At 66.7% G+C, this 22157-nt stretch carries 13 protein-coding genes; 8 read left to right on the top strand and 5 right to left on the bottom strand.

Annotated features, from left to right (window positions below; genetic code table 11):
- Nucleotides 1–13: 13 nt before the first annotated feature.
- The 3 genes from G5C62_RS05980 to G5C62_RS05970 form a co-directional block, all read right to left on the bottom strand.
- Nucleotides 14–6190 carry a DUF3320 domain-containing protein gene (locus G5C62_RS05980; RefSeq protein ID WP_164700290.1) on the bottom strand — a complete coding sequence of 2059 codons (6177 nt, stop codon included), beginning with the start codon at nt 6188–6190 and terminating at the stop codon, nt 14–16.
- Nucleotides 6187–8427 carry an AAA family ATPase gene (locus G5C62_RS05975; protein WP_164700289.1) on the bottom strand — a complete coding sequence of 747 codons (2241 nt, stop codon included), beginning with the start codon at nt 8425–8427 and terminating at the stop codon, nt 6187–6189. The genes G5C62_RS05980 and G5C62_RS05975 overlap by 4 nt, the downstream gene beginning before the upstream one ends.
- Before the next feature lie 229 nt (nt 8428–8656).
- Nucleotides 8657–9217, bottom strand: a complete 561-nt coding sequence (locus G5C62_RS05970) for a hypothetical protein (RefSeq protein WP_164700288.1) — start codon at nt 9215–9217, stop codon at nt 8657–8659.
- Between the two features lie 105 nt (nt 9218–9322).
- Here G5C62_RS05970 and G5C62_RS05965 point away from each other — a divergent pair, with 105 nt between their 5' ends.
- The 4 genes from G5C62_RS05965 to G5C62_RS05950 are packed head-to-tail and all read left to right on the top strand — an operon-like array spanning nt 9323 to nt 16772.
- The gene (locus tag G5C62_RS05965; protein ID WP_241175723.1) at nt 9323–11356 is read left to right on the top strand and encodes a class I SAM-dependent DNA methyltransferase; all 2034 of its coding nucleotides are present in this window, start codon (nt 9323–9325) and stop codon (nt 11354–11356) included.
- Nucleotides 11353–12627 (top strand): restriction endonuclease subunit S, encoded by a 1275-nt coding sequence (locus G5C62_RS05960; protein WP_164700287.1) that lies wholly within the window; start codon nt 11353–11355, stop codon nt 12625–12627. Before G5C62_RS05965 ends, G5C62_RS05960 begins: the two co-directional genes overlap by 4 nt.
- A complete protein-coding gene (locus tag G5C62_RS05955; protein WP_164700286.1) occupies nt 12627–15656 on the top strand; it encodes a type I restriction endonuclease subunit R in 3030 nt (1009 codons plus the stop codon). The genes G5C62_RS05960 and G5C62_RS05955 overlap by 1 nt, the downstream gene beginning before the upstream one ends.
- Nucleotides 15657–15680: 24 nt before the next feature.
- Nucleotides 15681–16772, top strand: coding sequence for a hypothetical protein (locus tag G5C62_RS05950; protein WP_164700285.1), 1092 nt, complete (start codon nt 15681–15683; stop codon nt 16770–16772).
- 399 nt (nt 16773–17171) lie between these two features.
- Here G5C62_RS05950 and G5C62_RS05945 read toward each other — a convergent pair whose 3' ends face one another.
- Nucleotides 17172–18359, bottom strand: coding sequence for a DUF4062 domain-containing protein (locus tag G5C62_RS05945; RefSeq protein ID WP_164700284.1), 1188 nt, complete (start codon nt 18357–18359; stop codon nt 17172–17174).
- Between the two features lie 203 nt (nt 18360–18562).
- Here G5C62_RS05945 and G5C62_RS05940 point away from each other — a divergent pair, with 203 nt between their 5' ends.
- From G5C62_RS05940 to G5C62_RS05930, 3 genes are read left to right on the top strand one after another with little or no spacing between them, the layout of a single operon-like run.
- The gene (locus G5C62_RS05940; protein ID WP_164700283.1) at nt 18563–18847 is read left to right on the top strand and encodes a hypothetical protein; all 285 of its coding nucleotides are present in this window, start codon (nt 18563–18565) and stop codon (nt 18845–18847) included.
- Nucleotides 18848–18850: 3 nt separating this feature from the next.
- Nucleotides 18851–20764: a primary-amine oxidase gene (locus tag G5C62_RS05935; RefSeq protein ID WP_164700282.1), complete on the top strand. Its 1914-nt coding sequence runs from the start codon at nt 18851–18853 to the stop codon at nt 20762–20764.
- Nucleotides 20761–21132 carry a hypothetical protein gene (locus G5C62_RS05930; protein WP_164700281.1) on the top strand — a complete coding sequence of 124 codons (372 nt, stop codon included), beginning with the start codon at nt 20761–20763 and terminating at the stop codon, nt 21130–21132. Before G5C62_RS05935 ends, G5C62_RS05930 begins: the two co-directional genes overlap by 4 nt.
- 73 nt (nt 21133–21205) lie before the next feature.
- Here G5C62_RS05930 and G5C62_RS05925 read toward each other — a convergent pair whose 3' ends face one another.
- The gene (locus G5C62_RS05925) at nt 21206–21751 is read right to left on the bottom strand and encodes a GIY-YIG nuclease family protein (RefSeq protein ID WP_164700280.1); all 546 of its coding nucleotides are present in this window, start codon (nt 21749–21751) and stop codon (nt 21206–21208) included.
- An 80-nt stretch (nt 21752–21831) separates the two neighbouring features.
- Here G5C62_RS05925 and G5C62_RS05920 point away from each other — a divergent pair, with 80 nt between their 5' ends.
- Nucleotides 21832–22152: a hypothetical protein gene (locus G5C62_RS05920; RefSeq protein ID WP_164700279.1), complete on the top strand. Its 321-nt coding sequence runs from the start codon at nt 21832–21834 to the stop codon at nt 22150–22152.
- Nucleotides 22153–22157: the final 5 nt, after the last annotated feature.

Raw genomic sequence — 22157 nt, 5'->3', positions numbered from 1 at the left:
ATCAAGTCATGTATCACTGCCACCCCACCGACCGGAGTTCCTGGTCGAGCTCCTCTCCCTGCGCCAGCCACAACAGCGTGTCGCCCACGGCGTAGCCGATCGAAGATTCTTCCTCCGGAGACAAGAACTCGCTGCTGTATAGATCGTCAAGCTCCAGTTCGTGAAGCGCAATGTACCCGCGACACCCCACCTCCAGGCCGAGTTCATCGGTCAGCTTGCGAACCACGTGGCTCAACGACGAGAGGTACTCCTCGTACAAGTACCCCATGTGCCTCTCCGCCACCGACCCGCCGTGCGTCGGTGGCGCAGCTACGGAGACAGCGCGGCTGTCGTGCGAGTTGTCCGGCTCTGGCACCAGAGCGACTTCCACGGTAATGAAGAAGTCACACCCCATCTCTGGAGTAGCCCGTTGGATCGTCGGCTGGTCGAGACAAACAGCTCGAACGAACTGCCGCAGTCGTTCTTCCATCTTGCTCCATGACGGGAACGAGATGCCTCTGCTACCGGGCAAGCCCGGGAGAAGCGTGAGGCCATGGTCGCTATGAGGCCCGCTTTGAACAGGTGCGCGGGTGCGCGTAGCTGGCCGAGTGTTGGAATTGCCATCGTGGGAACCCTGCCGCCGGGTGAACGGGCGGAACGGGGACGTCTCGGCTTGCGGCAAGTCGACGGCCACTCCCTCCGCAACGCACAGCTCCTCTCCATCGGCGATGAGCTTGCCGTTGTCCGTCAAGCGGGAGACCGACGCGGAGATGGCAGCTTGGATGTCAGCCCCTGCTCTCCGCCACCTGTACAGGTTGCGAACAGCATTGAGCACACCGTCACTGGTCATCGAGCGCGCATCGCGCACAAGCAACAGGACCGCCAGGTCGAGCTCGGCCGGCGGCACCTGCCCGATCTTGCGCACGGCATCGTCGTCGGCCGGCACCCGCACTGCAGTGACCTGCTGACCGGAGAGGCTGAGGAAGTCCTGTCCGTCTCGGATCACCCGCAGGCCGTCCACCGTGACCTTGGAGAGCACCCAATCAACGTTTGCCTGGATCTGCGACCCAACCCGACCGATGCCCCAGTCGTTCCGCAGCAGCTCGAGCAACCGGTCGCGGTGCATCGGGGCTTCGGCCCTCAACACCCGCTCGACGTAGGCACGGAGCGCCGGACGGGACTCCACGGCGCCGGGGACGTAGTAGCTCTGCTCAGCGCTCCTGCGCCCGTAACCAGCCGTAGCCGGCAACGAGACCGCCCACGAGGGCGGTGCGTCGAAATCGACCTCTTCTTCCACGACCTCCGTTGCGGAGGGCGTTTCCCGCAGCGGAGCAGCGGTGATGGGGCGACCGGTGAGTGCCGACTCAATGGCCTGCTGCAGCCGCCGGACCGATCCGTTCCGGTCCCGCACCCAGGTCAGACCCCAGATGCGGTACATGCGCCAGCCCAGCCCCTCCAGCACTTGCTGCCGCAGCCGGTCACGGTCCCGTGCGGACTTCGCCGAGTGGTATTGGGCACCATCGCACTCGATGCCGATCAGGTACTCGCCCGGTCGCTCCGGATGCCTGACGGCCAGGTCGATCCGGTAGCCCGCACTTCCGACCTGCGGTTCCACCTGGTAGCCCATGGCCCGGACAACGTCGAGCACGTCCGCCTCGAACGGGCTCTCGGGCGCTGCTTCCGCATCGACGGGTCCTGCAACGAGCGCAACCCGGCCGCGGGCTGCGTAGTCGAGGTACGCCTTCAAATGGGGTATCCCACCCTGGTCAGGGTCTGGGCCCGGGAACTCGTTGGTGGTGATCTGACCGGCTCGGAAGGACGACACCACCTCTACTCGGCGGCGGGCCCGCGTGATCGCCACATTCAGGCGCCGCCACCCCTGCTTCTTGTTCAACGGACCGAAGTTCATCGTGAACTTGCCGTCCTCATCGGGCCCGTAACCGATGCTGAAGATGATTAGGTCCCGCTCGTCCCCCTGGACGTTCTCCAGGCTCTTGACGAAGAACCCGTCGAGACGATCCGTCCGAGTCAGCAAGGCGTTGAGGGCAGGCTTCACTGTTGCCCGGCGTTCCAGCGCCGCCAGGACAGCGTCCTCCTGGGCCGCCGAGAACGTCACCACGCCCAGGGACTGCGCGGGGCAGTGTTCGAGGTGGTGCACGACCCGGTCGACGACGGATTCGGCCTCGATCGGGTTGTCGCGTGTCGTCCCCCGTTGGTACTTGCCGTCGACCACGAAGCTCTCAATGCCGAGGTCGTCGGCGGCGAATGTCGCCCCGGGGAAGGTGTGCAGCCGACCCTCGTACACCCGGTGGTTGGAGTAGGTGATGAGCGATTCGTGCTGGCTGCGGTAGTGCCAGTCCAGCCCGAGGCTGGGGATCGAGCCGGCCGCTTTGGCGAGGTCGAGGACGGAGTCGAACGAGTCCGGCGAGGACTCGTCGTCGTCGCCCGCGTCGTCGTCCGTCGCGCCGAAGAAGTTGGTGGGCGGTAGCTGTCGCTGGTCCCCCGCCACGATGAGCGCCCTGCCCCGGTACACGCAGTTGATCGCGTCCCACGGGAGCACCTGGGACGCCTCGTCGAAGATGACGACGTCGAATCGCATGTCGCTGGGCAAGTACTGGGACACAGCCAGCGGGCTCATCATAAAGCAGGGCTTCAGCTGCTGGAGAAGGCCTGCGGTCTCGCCGATCAACGTCCGGATCGGCTTGTGCCTGGACTTCTTCTGCGCCTCCCGCTGGATGACAGCCGCTGCCGGTGAGTGCAGCGAGGCCGGTCGAAGGGAGTTGCAGGCATCGATGACGTCGGCGAAGCGGTGCTCGACCAACCGGGTGTCCAGCTCACGGAAGTGCTCGACGAGCGCCTCCCTGTCTTCCGGACGCTGACGTTCCAACCTGTCGTCCGCTCGGACAACAGCGTCGATCCACGCCAGCAGCACCGCACGCTCCAGGAGCGAAGCGACTTCTTCGGCCGGGCGGACCTGGTCGATGACCTCATCGAGCACGCTCGCCAAGCGGCCCCCGAACCAGGCCTTCTGCCGGACGTACTCGACGTACGTCGGGATCTGGGTGCCGGACTCGCTGCTCATCTCCTCCAGCAGGTTCACCGCCTCACGAAGATTCGATGCGAGGTCAGCGGTCAGCTCCTCCCGACGCTCGGGGGTGAACACATCCAGCATCCTCGGGCGAGACTCCCCCCAACCCCGCAACCTCGTGTCGAGATCAGCGGCCGTGATCGTCGCCGAGCACAGTGCCTGTGCGACGACGGGCTCGGCGGGCTTACCGAGCAGTCCGCGGATCTGACCTGCCCACTCCAAGGCAGCCGCGACCGATTCCCAGTCGGTGTCCATCCCGGTGTAGGCATCGCCCAGCTCACAACGGTCAGCATCGAAAGCATCGAGGATTTCGGCGGTGCGGGCGTCCCGATCTGCAGCCTTGAGGAGAACGTGCCGGGCATCGGAGAGGGTGACGTCACGTCCGGCAACGACTGCAACGTGCTCGGACGCGGTCCGGACGGGCACAAGCGCATTCGCCAGGTCGGCTGCCCAGGTAGCCAGCTCGACCACTGGCAGGTTGGTCAGGTGCCCGGTGTGGTCACCGAACTTCTGGTGCACCTCAGCCCACAGCTGCGCGATCGTGTCGCGCAGCTCAGCGCCGATCGTGCTCAGCAGCGGGTCTGGGTGCCCTTCTGCCCCCAGCTGGTTGGCCAGTGCGGGGACATCGAGGTCCCGGCCGGCAATCTGGACCGCACGACGGGCAACCTCCATCGCCATGCTCACCCGGTCGAAATCGGTGTCGACGTGCCGGTAGTAGGACCCCAGCTGGGCAGCCCGATCCTGTTCTCCCCGTGCAAGTTCACGTTCGGCGTGCTGCCACTCAGCCGCCTCGTCGAGGTGTGCGAGCACCGCGGCGTTCGCCTTCCCGGAGAGGGTGACCGCTTTGAGCGCCTTGCGGTCAGCCCGCGCCTGGCCGGAGAAGCGCCCGAGGCCCGTGTGCACGTGCTGGAAGCGGTGGTGCAGCGCGCGAAGGTCGAGGTCGAGAGCCGCCGGCGTGAACACCTGGTCGAGTGCGGCTCTGCGGCCGCGCACGGAGTGCACGAGGGTTCGCAGCACCTGCTCCGACTCGGTGAGCGCGGCCTGCAGGTGCGGGTTGAACCACTCCCCCAACGGCCGCGCCGCGGAGGCTCCTAGGACGGCCAGCTCGGCGAGGCGGTGACCCTCCTCCAAGCTGGGCCCGTCACCGCCGAATCCGAGGTCGACCCCGAGCCGGCGCGCCTGCTGGTCGATGCTCACGAGCCTGGCTGGAAGTGCCGTCAGCCATGCGGTGAGAGAAGCGACCTCGCTTGCCCGAGCTGTGCTCGCGATGGCCCACCCGAAGCGGTCGGTGTCATCCAGACCAGCCATCTGGCTGACCATCTCGCTGTCGAGTTGGGCGTGCCGTGCGCCGGCGATGCGCTCCAGCTCGGATTCGGCCGCGCGAAGGGCATCGATCGACTCCCGGCGAGCGGCCAGCCGGGAGTGCTTGGCCGCGAACGCGCCAGCGTCGACGCTCAACCACTCCACCGGCGCCTCCACCGGGCGTTGCTCAGCGGCGGTGAGGAGGGCAAGCCGGCGGCGCAGCCCGTCATCCGACGTGGGGAACGAGCGGCCGATCTCCGCGTCGATCGCCTCGACGAGGCCCGCCAGAGCACTGGCCGCACCACGGGCCTGGTCGGCGCGTCGGTGCAGGTCGTCGGGCTCGATGCGCTTTCCGGGGGGGACCTCGAGACCCCGCCAGACGAAGTCGGCACCCTGCACAACGGGTGCCCACACCCGGCTCAGGCGTGCCGCTCGGTCACGGATCTCGGCGAGCTCGTGCTCTCGCAAGTCCAACCACTCATCACGGTAGGGAACCGCGATGCCGCTGTACCCCGACAGCTGCGCAGCACGGCCGAGCACGTCGAACAAACTCTGGCCGATGCCTTCCCGTACCTCGTTCATCGCGTCCGCGAAGGCCGAGAGGCTGCGCCGGTCCGCGACCAGCGCGGTTTCCTGGGCGCTGCTGAATCCCGATGACACCCGTGATCGCCTGGTGAGCGCGGTGTGCAGCTGAGCGGCCACCTGCTTGCGGGTCGCCGCGTGGCTGTGCAGCTCCAGGAGGAAGGGGTCGAGCTTCTGGGCGGTGAGCCGATTGCGGACGACGTCCAGCGCGGCCGCCTTCTCGCTGACGAACAGCACTGACCGCCCGGCGGACATCAGCTCGGCGATGATGTTGGCGATCGTCTGGCTCTTGCCGGTCCCGGGTGGGCCGTCCATGACAAAGCTCTTGCCGTCGCGCGCCGCGATGATGCACCGCCGCTGCGTGCTGTCCGCGTCGAGGATGGACATCATCCGCTCGGGCGGCAGCACTCGGTCGACGTCGTCGTACGAGCTCGGGTCGAAGTCGTAGTCCGACCCCGACGGCGCATCGGGCCCAAGAGCGAGCACCTGGACCATCGGGTCGGTGAGCACGGCCTGCTCGTTCTCCTGCAGGTCGCGGTAGATGGCTTCCTTGTGGAAGCTGAACGTCGCGAGCACTGCCCGCTCCTGTACGCCCATGCGCGGGTCCTCGGCCACCGCAGCTCGGATCTGACCGAGGTAACCGCCGACATCGGTGGAGTCGATGTCTGCTGGAGGCAGGGAGATCCCGAACCGCTGCTCGATGACCAGCTGGAGCGCTGGGTTGAGCACTACGTCGTCCTCAGTCGCCGTCAAGGTCCAGTGCGAGGCGTCGCCCTCGCGCGACAGGCGCACCGGCAGCAAGAGCAGCGGGCTCTCGACCGGCTTGTCATCGACGTCGACCCAGGACAGGAACCCGATTCCCAGGTACAGGCTCCAGAACCCCCGGTCGGCGAAGGTCTGCTGGCTGACCTGGTCCTGCCGTCGCAGGGACGCCGGCAGGTCCCTTTCGGACTTGTTGGTGACGTTCAGGACCGCCCGCCCAGCTCGCGGTGAAGACCGCTGGGACTCGTCCCCCGGGACGGCCGTGCCGCGGACGATGACCGCTCCGGCTCCCAGCTCCTGCCACAGACTGCCGAGGTCTGAGGAGTCCACCTCCAGCGATGCAGCCTTCGTGTGCTTGAAGTAGACCAGCCGCTGGCGGCGGTCGACCGCGACGAGAGCGCGCTTCCACGCCTCGAACTGCCGGGTCAACTTCGTCTCGGCATCACTGCTCAAGGTCGACTGCCGCCCGCTGGTCATACGTCTCTTCCTTCCATCAGCCGGAGCACCACCGCGGTCACGAGCGCACGGTCGCCGTCGTCCAGCTGCTCGATCAGCTCATGCAGCGTGGGGGTCGCTTCGTCGGCTGGGCCAGGAGCCCCAGGGAGGACTGCCTCCTCCCTGGACACCCCCCGAGTCACGGGGTCGGGTTGCCGGTGGTCGAGAGCCAGCGGCAAATCAGCGCCGTCGACCAGACGGAGGACCTGGGTGCACCGCGTCATGGCGACGTACAGGTGGCGCAGTCCGTCCGTCCCCGAAGCCACTATGGCGCTCGGCTCGAGGAGCACTACGGAGTCAAATTCGAGGCCTTTCACCAGGGACACCGGGATGACGGTGAGCTGCTGTGAGAAGTCCTCGACCGATCCGTCCCCCGCATCCGGGAGACCTTGCCTGATCTGTGCCAGCACATCCGCGAAGGCTGCGTCAGCGACAACGACCGCGGTCGTCAATCCTGCGTTGACATCAGCTTCGGCGAGCAACGTGGCGCGCTCGACCACCCCGCTCGACCCGTCATCAGGGCCGAGATGCACGGATGGCTCGCCCAGCCCCCGTCGGATCGATCGCGGCGCAGCGAGGCTGGGTGCGATGGTCGGTAGCAAGCGCGCCGCCAGGTCGACCACGGGGCCGGGCACGCGGTAACCGATCGTCAGTTCCTCGATGGAAGGGGAATCGTCACCCAGGTACTGCGTGAGCTCGTGCCAGTTGTCCCGGATCCACGGACCTGTCGCCTGAGCGAGGTCGCCGAGCAGCGTGAAGGAGCCGTTGGGGCAGCGCCGGGCCAGCGCCCGTGCGTGCATGGGCGAGAGGTCTTGCGCCTCGTCCACGACCACGTGACCGTAGGTGCGGCCGTCCCCGTTCAGCAGGAACGAGAGCTCGTCGAGGCAAAAGAGGTCTGCCTGAGTCCACGGTTCGTCATCGATGCCGGGTTGCGGGTCGCGGAACAGGCTCGCCCGTTCGTCGGCGGACAGCACGCCGGTGGTGGCGTTCACGAGCCAGGTCTGCGTGCCGTAGAGGCTCCGGAGCAACTCTTCGGGGGTGAAGGTCGGCCACATCCGGTCGAGCGCGTTCGTGAACGTGGAGAGTCGGCGGATGGCTGGCTCGGTGGCGATCACCGCCCGTCCCGCTGCCGCCTGAGCCTCGGAGTGGGCGCGGAACGCGGCCGCCGACAGCAACCGCCTCAGGACGTCACGGGTCTGGTTGTGCGGGAGGTCCCTGCTGGCAGCGTCGGCGACCAACGCCCGCACCTGGTCCTCAGTGAGGGCCGCACGGGCGCCACCAAGCGAGAACTCAAGACCCTCGCCTTCCCAGCCGCGCCGGGCGGACAGAGCCCGGCTCAACACCGTGACCATGGCTCCGCTGCCCTTGACCCGCGCTGCAGCCTGCGTGTCAATTCCCGAAGGCAGGGCTTCCCCGGCGTAGAGGGACCCCAGATCGACTTGCAAAACATCGGACGCATCTAGGGATGGCAAGACGCCGCTCATGTAGCTGAGGAAGGCCGTCGACGGTGCGACCACCAGGATCCCGGCTCGCCTCAGCTCGGCGTCGTTGAAGGCGTGCCAGGCAGCTCGGTGCAGGCCGACGACGGTCTTACCGGTGCCGGGTCCTCCCTGGACCACGAGCACCCCATCGCGCGGAGCTCGGATGATGCGGAACTGCTCGGCTTGGATGGTGGCCACGACCTCGCGCATGACCCCGTCGCGCGAACGGTCGAGCTCCATCAGGAGGGCGTCGCTCAGCAAACTGGGCACATCCAGCTGCCCGGCCGAGACATCGGCTGCGGCAGTGGCGGTGATCTCGTCGATGACGCGTGAGACCAAGCGATCCTGCTCGACGAACACGCGCTTCAGGTCAAGGCCTCGGCTGTCTGCCGGCCCGGCCTCGTAGAAGACCTGAGCCGCTGGCGCATGCCAGCTGGCCACGACGAGGTCTTTCGTCTCGTCGTGCACCCGTCGCCGACCGATGTAGAGCGGTTGATCGCCCGGGCGGTCGATGCGTCCGAAGACCAGTTGTCCCGACCCGCGCGAATTGCGCAGCAGCTCGAGCGCACGCCTCAGCGCGTAGGAGGTGGCCCGATTGCCTTCCTCGTAGGTCTGGTAGGTGACCTCAACCGCGGCAAGGCCCTTGTCGAGAAGCTCATAGGCGCGAGTTACGTACGCCTGTTCGACCTGGTGCTCTGGGTGGGTCTCAACGACGTCGGTCGCAACCGCAGGGAGCATCGTCACTCCGGAACGCCGATCGCGGTTGCCGGGTTGCCCGTTGCGTCCACCCTGGCTGGCAGCTCTCGGAACAATGATTTCCCCCATGCCTCCGGCAGTCTGTGTCAGCCGCCGCACAGATCTTCGCACCACGGGGTGACGGTTCTCTCGTCTTGACCTGCCGCGTCACTCCGAGGTGGCGGCGCACCCGGGACCCGCGGGTCCGGCTCGCCGACTTCTGCGCCGCTTGTCAGCTGACCGCCTCATTGGGGTGGCTCTCGGCATCCCCCTTCAGGAATGTCTGCACGAACCACGCGAGCGCCTCGATCACGACAAGGCGCCTCTCGTCGTCGCGGAGGACCTCCAGCGAGAACGATGGACGGAGGTTGAGTTTGGCGTCCGGAATCTCGACCCCTGCGGCGGAGAGACGTTCGCGGAAGGCACGCCGCATGTCGAGCTCGTCGAACACCGGACGGCGACGCATGTACTGGAAGACGACCTCGACCGTTCCCGCACGCGGGTAGATCGCCAGCGGCCAGGACTCCTGATCCCGCCGATCTGGCCCTTGGACCGTCAGCAAGCACGACGTCTCGTCTCCCCGGCCGAAGGAGAGGTGCCCGCCATCCGCCTGCCAACGGTCCAGCACCTCGAGCACCGCGCCTGCGTCCTCAGGATGTGCTTCACCGAGCTGGTCGAGAAGCCGTCGCCCGTAGTCATCAAACAGCGGATCGTCTGAGGTCGACTGGAGCGGCGCCTCGAACGTCTTCATGCCCAGGAGGCCGGCGAGCTCTGCCGCCGTGATGCGTTGCATGGGGTTGGCCCGCCTGCCGGTGCATTCGCCGCAGACGGCACGCCGGGCCCCGTTGTTGGACGGAACGGCTACGTCCGGCAGAGTCCGAGGCGGTGTCGCCGCACGGTGACGCAGAGCAAGGAGCACAGAGAATCCATGACCAGCGCTACGTCCGACCAGACACAGGGGTTCGAGGGCAAGGTCCAGTTCGTCTGGCAGGTCGCTGACCTGTTGCGCGGCGACTACAAGCCGGCGGAGTACCGCGGCGTGATCCTGCCGCTCCTGGTGCTGCGCCGGATGGACGCCGTCCTGGCCGACACCAAGGAGGCAGTACTCAAGCGGGCCGAGCAGCTGGCCGGAGTCACCGACACCCCGGACCTGCTGCTCAAGCAGGCAACCGGCGGCCTGCCGTTCTACAACACCAGCAAGCTGAGCTTCGCCACCCTGCTGGACTCGCCCAACGCCCTGGCCGACTCGCTGCGCGCCTACATCGGCGCCTTCTCCCACGGCGCGGCCACCGTACTGGAGAAGTACCGATTCGACGAGCAGATCAACCGGCTCGACGAGGCCGGCCTGCTCTACCAGGTGCTGGGTAAGTTCGCCGACCTCGACCTGCACCCGTCGGTCGTGCCGAACCACGCGATGGGCTACGTCTTCGAGGAGCTGCTGCGCCGGTTCTCCGAGCTCTCCAACGAGACCGCGGGCGAGCACTTCACCCCGCGCGAGGTCATCCGCCTCATCGTCGACCTGCTGCTGGCCGAGGACGGCGACGTGCTCACCGGCAAGGCCCCGGTCCGTTCCATCTACGACCCGGCCTGCGGCACCGGCGGCATGCTCAACATCGCCGACCAGTGGCTCACCCGCCGCAACCCCGCCGCTCGGCTGGAGATGTTCGGTCAGGAGCTCAACCCCGAGACGTGGGCCATCGCCCAGTCCGACCTGCTGATCCAGGGCCAGGACCCCGACCGCATCGTCCTGGGCAACACGCTCACTGCTGACGGCCACGCCGACAAGCGCTTCGACTACCTGCTCGCCAACCCGCCGTTCGGCGTCGACTGGAACAAGTCGGCCGCCGCGATTCGCGCCGAGGCAGCGCAGCCTGGCGGCCGCTTCTCCGCCGGACTGCCCCGGGTCTCCGACGGCAGCCTGCTCTTCCTGCAGCAGATGATCGCCCGGATGAAAACTCCCGAGGACGGCGGCGCCCGGGTCGCCATCGTGTTCTCCGGCAGCCCCCTCTTCGCCGGAGGGGCCGAGTCCGGGGAGAGCAACATACGCCGCTGGATCATCGAGAACGACTGGCTCGAAGGCATCGTCGCCCTGCCCGACCAGCTGTTCTACAACACCGGTATCAGCACGTATGTGTGGATCGTGACCAACCGCAAGCGCCCCGAACGCCAGGGCAAAGTCGCCTTGGTCGACGCCCGGAACGAGTGGTCGAAGATGCGCAAGTCGTTGGGCGACAAGCGCAAGTTTCTCGACGACGAGCACATCGCCGAGGTCGCCCGGCTCTACGCCGACGGCGCACACGGGGCGACTGACGAGCGTGTCAAGGTGTTCGAAAACGACACCTTTGGTTTCCGCCGGATCACCGTCGAACGGCCGCTGCGCCGCCGCTTCTGCGTCTCAGGGGAGACGGCCGAGCAGGTCGCGCTCGCCAAGCCGGTGGTCGCCCTTCTCAGTGGGGGCGACGACGCGCGCAAGTGCCGCGAGGCAGTGCTCGGCGCACTGCGTGACCTTGACGGCGTAATCGAGGACGACGAACGGGCCTTCATCAAGCGGCTGCTCAACGCGTGCACCGCTCGAGGGCAGATCGGACTGACCCCGGCGCTGAAGAAGGCGGTGCTGGTAGCCGCCGCGGTGACCGATCCGGAAGCGCCACTCGTGCTGGACAAGACGGGCTCGCCGCTGCCTGACCCGGACCTGCGGGACAACGAGAACGTGCCGCTCGCGGAGGAAGTCGATACCTACGTCGCGCGAAATGTGCTGCCGCACGTGCCCGACGCCTGGGTCGACCACTCGAGAACTAAGGTCGGTTACGAGATCCCATTCACCCGATTCTTCTACAAGCACGTGTCGCCGCGAGCGCTGGCCGAGATTGACGCTGAGCTGGATGCGACTGAGGTCCAGATCCAGCAGCTCCTGGCTGGACTGAAGCGATGAACCCCCTCTCCGACTGGTACCAAGGCGTTCGCGCGGACTGGCCGATGGTTCCGCTTCGCGGTGTAGCTGCGATGGGCACCGGACACACACCTGACCGAACCAAACCGGAATACTGGGAGAACTGCACGATCCCGTGGGTTACGGCGGCCGACTTAAGTGCGCGACCATCAGAGTTCGAGCCGCTCACTGAAACAGCTCAGCACGTGAGTCATCTTGGCGTAGCCAACTCGTCTGCCGTCGTCCATCCGGCCGAGACCGTGATGTTTTGTCGGACCGCCTCTGTCGGACTGCTGACAATCACCGATAAGCCAATGGCTACGACGCAGGCGTTCGTGACATGGACTGCCGGGCCCGAGCTTCTGCCTCGCTACCTCTTATTCTCCATTGCTGCCATGCGCCCAGAGCTTATGCGCATCGCCTATGGGTCGACGCACCTGACGATCTATATGCCAGACTTGAAGGCGTTGGAGATCCCCGCGCCCCCTCTGGACGAGCAGCGGCGGATCGCCGACTTTCTCGACGACCAGGTCGCGCGTCTGGATCACACGCAACAGAAGACCCGGTCTCAACGCTCCCTCTCGCTCGAACGCTTCCGAACGAGCCTTTCTCACCTGACACTCGAGCGGAACACCGGTGAGCGACGGGAAACCCCCTTACGCCACCTGTTCGATTACGAACGCAACGGTATTTGGGGCGGCGAGCCAAGCGGCGGCCCGGACGATATTTCATGCGTTAGAGTCGCCGACTTTGATCGAGGCAGATTTGTCGCCAACCTCGCGCCGACCGTTAGAAGTGTGCCGTCTACTCAGCGAGCTCCCAGGCTGCTTCGCCGGGGGGACGTTTTATTAGAAAAGTCCGGCGGGACCGCCGACAAGCCGGTGGGATGCGCCGTGTCGTACGACTCGGACGAGCCAGCCGTATGTTCGAATTTTGTCGCCGTATTGCGCCCCAGGCGAAGCGTCCATGCACGTTTTGCCGCTTTAGTTATGGCCGCCCTGTACCAGACGCGACAAAACGGTCCATTCGTAACTCAGACAACCGGGATTCAAAACCTCGATAGCAATCGCTACCTGGGACTTACCGTCGGCCTGCCCTCCCAGGAAAAGCAAGCAGCCATAGCCGAGGAGCTTGATGCCCAAGGTCTGGCCACCCAGGAAGCGCTAGCCCACCTGGCTCGACGCTCGGATCTCATCGAGGAGCGGAAGCAGGCGTTGATCACAGCTGCCGTCACCGGACAGTTCGACGTCAGCACAGCTCGGAGCGTGGGTTGATGGCTGGCACTAACGAGGCCGCCTTCGAGGCCACGATCGAGGCGCATCTTCTGACCTGCGGCTGGCTGCACGGCTCCCCCAACGACTTCAACGTCACCCTTGGGCTCGACCCGGTCCAGCTGCTCGACTTCCTCAACGACACTCAGCCCACAGAGCTCGCCAAGCTCACCACTCAGCTCGGCGCCACCACCCAAACCAAGGTGCTGCAGCGCATCGCGAGCGAGTGCGATGCCATGGGCGTCGTCCACGTGCTGCGCCGCGGGGTACGGATGAACGGCGTCCACCTGCGATTGGCCTTCTTCCGCCCGACCACCGGGCTCACCCCCGACCTGGCCGTGAAGTACGCGGCGAACCGGACGCTGGTCTACCGGCAGCTGCACCACAGCGAGTCGTCACCGCACCAGAGCCTGGACCTGATGCTGGCGGTCAACGGCATTCCGGTCGCTACTGCGGAGCTGAAGAACCACTTCACTGGGCAGACCGTCGAGCACGCGAAGGCCCAGTACCGGGACCCAGCCCAGCGCAACCCCAAGGACCGCATTTTCGCCAAACGGGCGCTCGCGCACTTCGCCGTCGACCCCGACCTGGTGTTCCTCACCACCCGGCTGGACGGCGCAAAGACGATCTTCCTCCCGTTCAACCAGGGCTCGGGAGGTGCCGGCCGCAACGGGAGCACCGGCAACCCGGTCAACCCGAACGGGCATCGCACCGCTTACCTGTGGGAGCAGGTCTGGGCCCGCGACACCTGGCTGGACGTGCTGCACCGGTTCGTCCAGGAGAACTCGAGCACCAAGACCCGCAGCGTGCTCTTCCCCCGGTACCACCAGTGGCACGTCGTCCAGCAGCTCACCCGACACGCCGCCACCCACGGCGCCGGGCACTCCTACCTGCTGCAGCACTCCGCCGGGTCGGGCAAGTCCAACTCCATCGCCTGGCTGGCCCACCGCCTCGCCGACCTGCACACCCCCGGCGACCCGGCCGAGCTGGCCCCCGGCGCTGCCATCGGCGTCGACACCCTGGTCTTCGACAAGGTCGTCGTCATCACTGACCGCAAGATCCTGGATCAGCAGCTGCAAGCCACGATCGCCGGGCTGGAGCACGTCCCGGGCCTGCTCAAGCGGATCGACGGCAACTCCGAGCAGCTGCGGGATGCGCTCACCGACACGCAGACCAAGATTGTGATCACCACGCTGCAGAAGTTCCCGGTGATCGCCTCGACCCAGCTCGAGGACAAGCGGGTCGCCGTCATCGTGGACGAGGCGCACTCCTCACAGTCCGGCGACGCCGCGCAGAGCGTCAAGAAGGTGCTCGGCGCGGCCTTGGACCCCGAGGACGAGGAGGTCGACGGGCAGGACGCACTCGCCGCCGAGGTCGACGCCGTCCTGGCCTCGGCCCGGGCGCGCGGGAAGCAGGGCAATCTGTCGTTCTTCGCCTTCACCGCGACACCGAAGACCAAGACGCTGCAGCTGTTCGGTCAGCGACGCAGCGACGACCCCACCCAGCACCAAGCGTTCCACCTGTACTCGATGCGGCAGGCGATCGACGAGGGCTTCATCCTCGACGTCCTCGCGCACTACCTCACCTACAAGCGGTACTACCGGTTGGCCAACGGGCTGACCAGCGACGACCCCGAAGTTGAGAAGGGAAAGGCGGCTGTCGCACTGGCGCGGTTCGTCGACCTGCACCCCTCCAACTTGGAGCAGCGCGCCGAGATCATCGTCAAGCACTTTCAGGCCGTCACCGCCGGCAAGATCGGCGGGCGCAGCAAGGCCATGGTGGTCACCCGCAGCCGCCTGCACGCCGTCCGCTACGTGCAGGCCATCCGCGCCTACCTGGACAAGAACGCGATCTCCGACGTCCACGCCGTCGTTGCGTTCTCCGGGTCGCTGACCGACCCGGACGGCACCACAGAGACGCCGATGACCGAGTCCAGCCTCAACGGCTTCCCGGAGTCGCAGACCAAGCAGCGTTTTCACGACGAAGGGCAGCTGCTGATCGTCGCGGAGAAGTACCAGACCGGGTTCGACGAGCCGCTGCTCCACACGATGTACGTGGACAAGCGGCTGGCCGGGGTCAAGGCGGTACAGACGCTGTCCCGCCTCAACCGGACCGCGCCGGGCAAGGAGGACACCTTCGTCCTGGACTTCGTGAACACCGCGGAGGAGATGAAGGAGGAGTTCGCGCCGTTCTTCGAGACCACGTGGACCGAGGAGACCGACCCGAACCTGCTCTACAACCTGCTCACCCGGATCGAGTCCCACAACGTCATCCACCCCGACGAGCAGCAGGCGGCCGTGGCGGCCCTGCTTTCGGGCAGCTCTGCGACGCACGCCGTGGTGTCGGCGAACGTCGACCCGGCCGTCGTCCGGGCGCACGACCTGCCCGAGCACGAGCTCACCGACCTCCGCGACGCACTCAAGGCATTCGTCCGGGCGTACGCCTTCCTCGGCCAGGTCGTGCCGTTCACCGATCCGGAGCTTGAGTCGCTGTACCTCTACGCCAAGCTGCTACTGGCGAAGATCAAGGCACCCGGGCCCGCTGGTGGGGAGATCGACCTGGGTGACACTGCGCTGGAGTTCCTGGGCCACCAGAGCGGCACGGTGAGCTCTGGGAGCAACGTCGCGGGCCAGGACGACGGCGAGATCGCGGGCTTCACCGGCGGCGGGCGCGGTAGCTCTGTGGAGGAGGCGCTGAAGATCCGCTTGTCAGAGCTCATCCAGCAGTTCAACAGCCTGTTCGACATCGACATCTCCGAACAGGACGCGCTGGAGATCTACATCGGACTGCCGAGCGCTCTCTCGGACGACCCCGCGGTGCAGCAGCGCGCAGCCGACAACACCGAGGAACAGTTCGGTTTGACGCTCAAGCACGACCAGATGGTCGGGGCCCTCTACGACCGGCAAGAGGCATCCATGCAGTTGCTCAAACGGCTGCTGGAAGATCCTCAGCTGGCGCAGGCCGCATGGCAGGTCGTGATGCCTGAGACATATCGGGCGGCGCGCCGCAAACACGCGGACAACGCGGCTTGAGCACCCACCAAGCGGGAGACTTCGATGAGTGACGAGATGTGGGTCGTGCGAGCCGGACTCAAGGCGCGGTTCGCTCAGGAGTTCATCGACAACTCCTACGTCGCGATCAACTTCGTCGACTTCGCGCCCGATGATCTGGCGCGCACCGACGAGGAGAAGATCAAAGCCCGAGTGACGTCCCCGGTGAACCGCAGCCACGCGACTCAGCTGATCTCGTTCGGCTATCGGATTTCGGTCGGGGACATCGTGATCGTCCCTCGACTGACCGCCACCAACCGGGACTACCTCGTCGCGCGCGTCACCGGGCCCTACCAACACATTCCCGATGCACCGCTCTCCGGTCCCCATCGGCGGGCGGTGGAGTGGCTGGGGCGCTTTCAGCGAGACGACATCAGCGAAGCGGCTGCCAACACCATGGGCTCGTTGTCGACGGTCTTCCGCCCGACCGCCGTGGAGGCCGAGTTCCGTGGTTTCCTGACGGCGCTGGAACCGTTGACTCCGAATGGCGCTTCCCAGCGACCCACCTCGACGCCGACGACCCTGCGCGCGCACGAGGCTCCTGAGGTGCGCATCGCGCCTGCCCCGCGGCCGCGAGCGGTCGCCCAGCTCGACATCGAGCTCGACGGTCAAGGTCGCGCGCGGATCAGCTGTCCGCACCCGGCACTGGCCATGGAGCAGACGCCACGACACGTGGACCCGGGAAGCGACTGGGCCGGCGTTCCGGGCATCTACGTCCTGACCGGCACCGACCTGCAGCAGTCGTCAGCCCGGACGGGTAACGAGCGAACTCTGACGACCACTCTGATCGTTCGCCCGTGGGCCTACGTGGGACTCAGCGAGGACTTCCTGGGTCGCCTCAGTAGCCATCGCCAGTCCAAGCCCGAGTGGCGGCGAGCACTTCTGGTGCGGAGCGGTGGTCAGCAGCAGTTCAGCAGCGACGACATCAAGTACCTGGAACATAAGGTCCACGCCGTCCTCGAAGAGACCGGCGAGGTCTTGCTCGCGCAGACGACGCCCCGTGGCAATTTGTCCGCGAAGCCACGGTTTCCGTCGATGCTCGACGATTGCGCCGACACGGTCGTTGCTGTCCTGCGCCTCACGGGCACATTGATCTAGCTGTAATCACCGGGAGAGGTTGGTCCAGCGGGTGATGGGTGGGCGGTGCCGGTTAACGCCAGCGGCCAGCGTGAAAGAGGTCCAGCTCGACCAGTCCCAGCGACTGGGCCAGCCGTTGCCCAGCTTCTCGCTTCCACGTGCAGCAGCGCCCCGCGCCGGTCGTGTTCGTTGCAGCGGACGGATTCACCGGCGACCCGGTCGGTGTGGGACAGACGGTGCAGCCAGCGGGCGACGACGCAGCACCTACTGGGCGGTGAAGGGCACGGCACCGACCCGGGCGGCGAGCCACCGGCCCCAGCCGCTGCTTCCACCGCAACAGCCATTCGGTCTCCGAATTTCTCCAACATGATGCTCAAGCGAAGTAGCAACGTTCACGAGAAGAGAAGAAGGCAGGACACTTCAGCCCGGAGGGGCTGTAACATTTGCCACCTCGGCCTGATCGCCAACCGTAGATGCCGAAGGAGCTGAGTTAGCATCGGTCGATGCTCCGATGCTTCTCTTGACCGCTCGACGAACGAGCGACGGGCCGATGCGGTCCTCAGTGTCCAACAGGGCGTCATATACGACTTCACGATCAGCCGACGAAAGAGCAAGAAAATTTTGCCAGTCTGACTCTAGTCGCCCTAGCATCGACGGACTGAATCTGGACAAGAGCTCCTGACCATCCTCTAACTGGAGTCGACAGCTCCACATATTTGTTTGCCGACTCTCCCCTTCCTCCTCGGTGACGCCAATGACCCCCGCGGTCTCTCTTAACAGGTCCCAGAAGGGAGAGTTCCCAGCGATAACCGCGCCACGCATGGGACGACCGGCGTTCGGTAGCGACCGCAAAAAGTCGAAAAGTCGCCGATACCGGATCACCGCCTTGGCCACTGCCCGACTACTGGCGTCCCCCACCGTTGTTAGCAGAGCGGTCTTCAAGTCCTCAAACTGATCAGCCAATCTGTCGATACGAAAAGTGTCATCGTTACGCGTGCGTGCCTCAGCGAGCATTCGTTGAAAGAGCCCAGCCCACTGCTTTCGCAAGTGTTCGACGATCTCTTCAATGCGCTCAAACCCAATGACGGCATTATTGAAGGACCGGCCCTGCAGGTAATCGATAAAATTGAAGATCGGTTCAGCCGTACCCTCCTGCGAGATTGACGGGTACACGATCTGCTTAGCGAATGACTGACCCTTGTTCCGCTGGTACACGGCATAGTCGTGATAAACGCCGGCATCAACGAACGCAAACAGGGGGATCCCCTCCGACGCGGCAGTCAGCGCCTCGGCTTGCGTTATTGAAAGACGAGCTCCATCATCGCCGTCTAGAAGGCGATCAACATCTAGGTCCTGCAATGAATCAGTCATAACCGATGGATCAAGATCGCTTCCAAAGCGGGAACCAATCACCAGGATGACCATGTCGCAGGTCCGAACCTCAGCGAGGCAACTTTTATGAGCGTGTTCCCTGGGGTCATAGAGGACGTCCGAGTAGTCACTGAGAACCGGGTCGTAACCCAAGCCGCCTACGAAAGTGCGCAGCGACGATCGCAAGACGGACAAGTCGAAGGCCGTGCTTGAGATAAAGACACGCAGATTGGCCACGACACTCCTTAGCTGGTCGACCGATGAAGGGTACGTCAGGCACACCGAAGTTGGGTTCATTGAGGGCAATGAGCGGGAGTGTCGGGACACCGCCCTTTGAGAAGGGTGCAGTGCTGCTTGCCCCCGTTTCCGGAACCTATGTGACCCGCAGGCCCGATACAGTCGGGTACCTCCCGATTCCCGGGATCGCCACCGTGGGGATCGTGGCCCTGATGCTGCTCACCTGCGCGGCGGTGCTCGTCTTCTTCCGCCGCACGAAGGTCGACACCCGCCCCTGGCAGACGCTGATCGCACCCGGCCTCGGGTTCCTCGGGCTGGCCGCCGTCCTCGTCGTCCTGGTGCAGAACCTGCCCCTGCTGATGGGCGAGTCGACCACCCTCGGCGTCGCCGCCGGAGTCCTGCTGCTCGCCACCCTGCTCGCCGGCCCCGTCCTCGCCCGGGCCCGCCCGGAAGCCGCTGCTCTGACCGACTCGAACCTGGAGGCCTGACCCATGACCATGACCGCTCCCGTCACCACCGCCACGCACCCGCTGTCCCGGCTGAGCGCCGAGGAGTTCACCGCGATCCGGTCGATCGTCGCCGAGGCCGGCCTGGTCGGTGAGCAGACGAAGTTCGTCTACGTCGGCCTGGACGAGCCGCACAAGTCCGTCGTCCTGGCCTGGTCGCCCGGCGACCCGATCGAGCGCAAGGCGCGCGTGCTGTTGCTCGACCGCGCCACCGGCAACGGCGCCGACCTCACCGTGTCGATCACCGCCGGCGCGGTCGTCGAGAACAAGCCGATCGACGCCCTGGTCGACGGCCAGGTGCCGATCCTGGACGCCGAGTTCGAGGCGATCGAGCCGATCCTCGCCGCCGACGAGCGCTGGGTCGCGGCGATGAGCAAGCGCGGGCTGGACGTCGCGGACGTCCGGTCGGTGCCGCTGTCGGCCGGCTCCTACTTCCCCGACGAGCACGGGCACCGCGTCGTCCGGGTGCTCGGCTTCCACCAGGCCGACCCCGAGGACCTCCCCTGGGCGCACCCGGTGGACGGCGTCGTCGCGTTCGTCGACGTTACCCGCGGCGTGGCCCTCGACGTCCAGGACCACTTCGACCTGCCCGTCCCGGCCGAGCGCGCCGAGCTCACTCCGGACGTCGTCCGGGACCTCAAGCCGATCGAGATCGCCCAGCCCGAGGGCCGCAGCTTCACCGTGGACGACGACGTCATCCGCTGGGCCGGCTGGGAGGTGCGGGTCGGCTTCGACGCCCGCGAGGGGCTGACGCTCAACCAGGTCTCCATCGACGGCCGCTCGGTCGTCCACCGCGCCTCGATCAGCGAGATGGTCGTGCCCTACGCCGACCCCTCACCGGTGCGGTTCTGGCAGAACTACTTCGACACCGGCGAGTACCTCTTCGCCCGCTACACCAACTCCCTCGAGCTCGGCTGCGACTGCCTCGGCGAGATCCACTACTTCGACGGTGTGCTCGCCGACGAGGACGGCAACCCGCGCACCATCAAGAACGCCGTCTGCCTCCACGAGGAGGACTACGGCGTCGCCTGGAAGCACAGCGACATCTTCAACGGGATGCTGGAGACCCGGCGGTCGCGGCGGCTGGTGATCAGCTTCTTCACCACGATCGGCAACTACGACTACGGCTTCTACTGGTACCTCTACACCGACGGCACCATCCAGCTGGAGTCCAAGGCCACCGGGATCGTCTTCACCTCCGCCTACCGCGGCGACGAGCACCCGTACGCCACCGAGATCGCCCCGGGCCTGGGGGCGCCGTTCCACCAGCACCTGTTCTCCGCGCGGCTGGACATGGCGGTGGACGGGGTCGACAACACGGTGCACGAGGTGGACGCCGTCCGGGTGCCGATCAGCGAGACCAACCCGTACGGCAACGCCTTCACCCGCAAGCTGACCCCGCTGACTCACGAGTTGGACGCCGCCCGGCTCACCGACGCCACCGTCGGGCGGACCTGGCACATCGTCAACCCCTCGGTGCGCAACCGGCTGGGCCAGCCGGTCGGGTACGCGCTGCACCCGGAGGCCTCGCCGGTGCTGCTCGCCGACGAGTCGTCGTCGGTGGCCTCCCGCGCCGCGTTCTCGACCAAGAGCCTGTGGGTCACCGCCTATGACCCGGCCGAGCGGTATCCGGCCGGCGACTTCGTCAACCAGCACCCCGGGGACGGCGGCCTGCCCGCCTTCGTCGCCGACGACGCTCCCCTGGAGGACACCGACGTCGTGCTGTGGCACACCTTCGGGCTCACCCACTTCCCGCGCCCCGAGGACTGGCCGGTCATGCCCACCGACTACAGCGGCTTCACGCTCAAGCCGGTCGGCTTCTTCGACAAGAACCCGGCGCTCGGTGTCCCGAAGTCCACGTCCTCGCACTGCGCGACGGGCGAGGGGCACTGTTCGTGAGCTCCGCCGTCCTGGTGGCCCGGCCGAGGGCGCTGGCCCTCGGCCGGGTGGCCGCCGGGCTGGCGGTGGCGTCGGCGGCGGTGCACCTGCTGCTGGTCGACGGCTCGCTCGGGTCGGTGGTGATGGTGCTGATGGCGGCGGCCTGCCTGCCGTGCGCGTGGCACCTGTGGCGGTGGCCCACCGGGTCGGTGTGGCGGTTCACCGCGCTCGTGGACGCCGGGATGCTGGCGTTGCACGCGCAGCTGATGGGCGGTTCACCGGTGCACGCGCACCACGGCGGGACGTCGCCGTCGCTGATGTGGCTGGGCCTCGCCCTGGTCGGTGCCCAGCTCGCCCTCGCCGGCGCCGCCGCCCTTCGCCGTCCCTGAGCCGTGCGCCGTTGTGCGCTCGGTGTCGGTCCACCCCGGTCGAACCGACATCGAGCGCACAACGGCGTCCGGGTCACCCGCCGGATCTCGCCGCCTCGCGCCAGCGCGTCCGGGCCTCCCGGACGAACGGGTGCAGCGGGTGATCCCGGTTGTCGGCCTGGTTGAGCGGTGGCTCCAGGTCGGCGATCAGCTGAGCCTCGACCGTCCACGGCTCGGGGTGCTCCGCCCAGGTCAGCTGCAGCCGCTCCGCCATCCACTCCGACAGCCGCAGCTCGTCGGCGTTGACCAGCACCGGTCGGGTCGTCCACCGGCTCCGCCAGCCCTGCTGCTCGCTGAGCAACGCGGCCAGCGACCGGCGCAGCGTTGACGAGCCGGTCGTCCCGCGGATGTGGTCCCCCACCACCCGGCTGCGCAACGTCGCCTGCGACGTCGCCCCGTTCGGAGCTGTCCCCACGTACAGCAGCTGCAGATCGGCCGTCTCGTGCCGCGGCCCGGAAATCCCGGGCAGCGCTCCGAACCGCCCCCACCAGGCGTACAGCCCGGGCGCCGCCGGCACATCGGCTGCGGCCTCGGCCAGCGGTACGGGCAGGCCGCGCAAGGCGGCAACGACGTCGTCCATGCGACCAGTTAACGGCACCATTCGCCCGCCTGTGGACAACGCCAGCGGCGAGAGACCTGTGCGCGGCAGAGTCCTCCGCCATGCAAACCCGACCGCACCCCGACATCCCGGTGACCAGCGAAGCCGAGCTCACCGAGCGGTGGCGCAACCTGCTCCACCTCGACGGTCCGCCGTCCTGTCGCCGGCTGTTCCTCGCTTGGCTCCGGGCCGACGGCACGATGGTCCACCTGCTCATCCCGGTCGACGACCTCCCGCTCGAGCCCGACCGCTTGGCCATCGGCAATCTCGTCGAACTGCACACCATCGTGGCCGAATCGGAGGACGTGGATCCGACGGACCTGCACCTGGCGATGTGCCTAGATGACCTATTCCAAGGGTCAGTGGTCGTAGGCGATCAGTGATCGCG

This window comes from Modestobacter sp. KNN46-3 (genome assembly GCF_011039295.1).
Note: the sequence above shows the minus strand (reverse complement) of the source record. Positions and strands in the feature narration are given on the sequence as shown.

Coding starts and splice junctions, on each gene's coding strand:
- G5C62_RS05980 (WP_164700290.1), bottom strand. CDS start 6,190: ATGACCAGCGGGCGGCAGTCGACCTTGAGCAGTGATGCCGAGACGAAG.
- G5C62_RS05975 (WP_164700289.1), bottom strand. CDS start 8,427: ATGCTCCCTGCGGTTGCGACCGACGTCGTTGAGACCCACCCAGAGCAC.
- G5C62_RS05970 (WP_164700288.1), bottom strand. CDS start 9,217: ATGCAACGCATCACGGCGGCAGAGCTCGCCGGCCTCCTGGGCATGAAG.
- G5C62_RS05960 (WP_164700287.1), top strand. CDS start 11,353: ATGAACCCCCTCTCCGACTGGTACCAAGGCGTTCGCGCGGACTGGCCG.
- G5C62_RS05955 (WP_164700286.1), top strand. CDS start 12,627: ATGGCTGGCACTAACGAGGCCGCCTTCGAGGCCACGATCGAGGCGCAT.
- G5C62_RS05950 (WP_164700285.1), top strand. CDS start 15,681: ATGAGTGACGAGATGTGGGTCGTGCGAGCCGGACTCAAGGCGCGGTTC.
- G5C62_RS05935 (WP_164700282.1), top strand. CDS start 18,851: ATGACCATGACCGCTCCCGTCACCACCGCCACGCACCCGCTGTCCCGG.
- G5C62_RS05925 (WP_164700280.1), bottom strand. CDS start 21,751: ATGGACGACGTCGTTGCCGCCTTGCGCGGCCTGCCCGTACCGCTGGCC.
- G5C62_RS05920 (WP_164700279.1), top strand. CDS start 21,832: ATGCAAACCCGACCGCACCCCGACATCCCGGTGACCAGCGAAGCCGAG.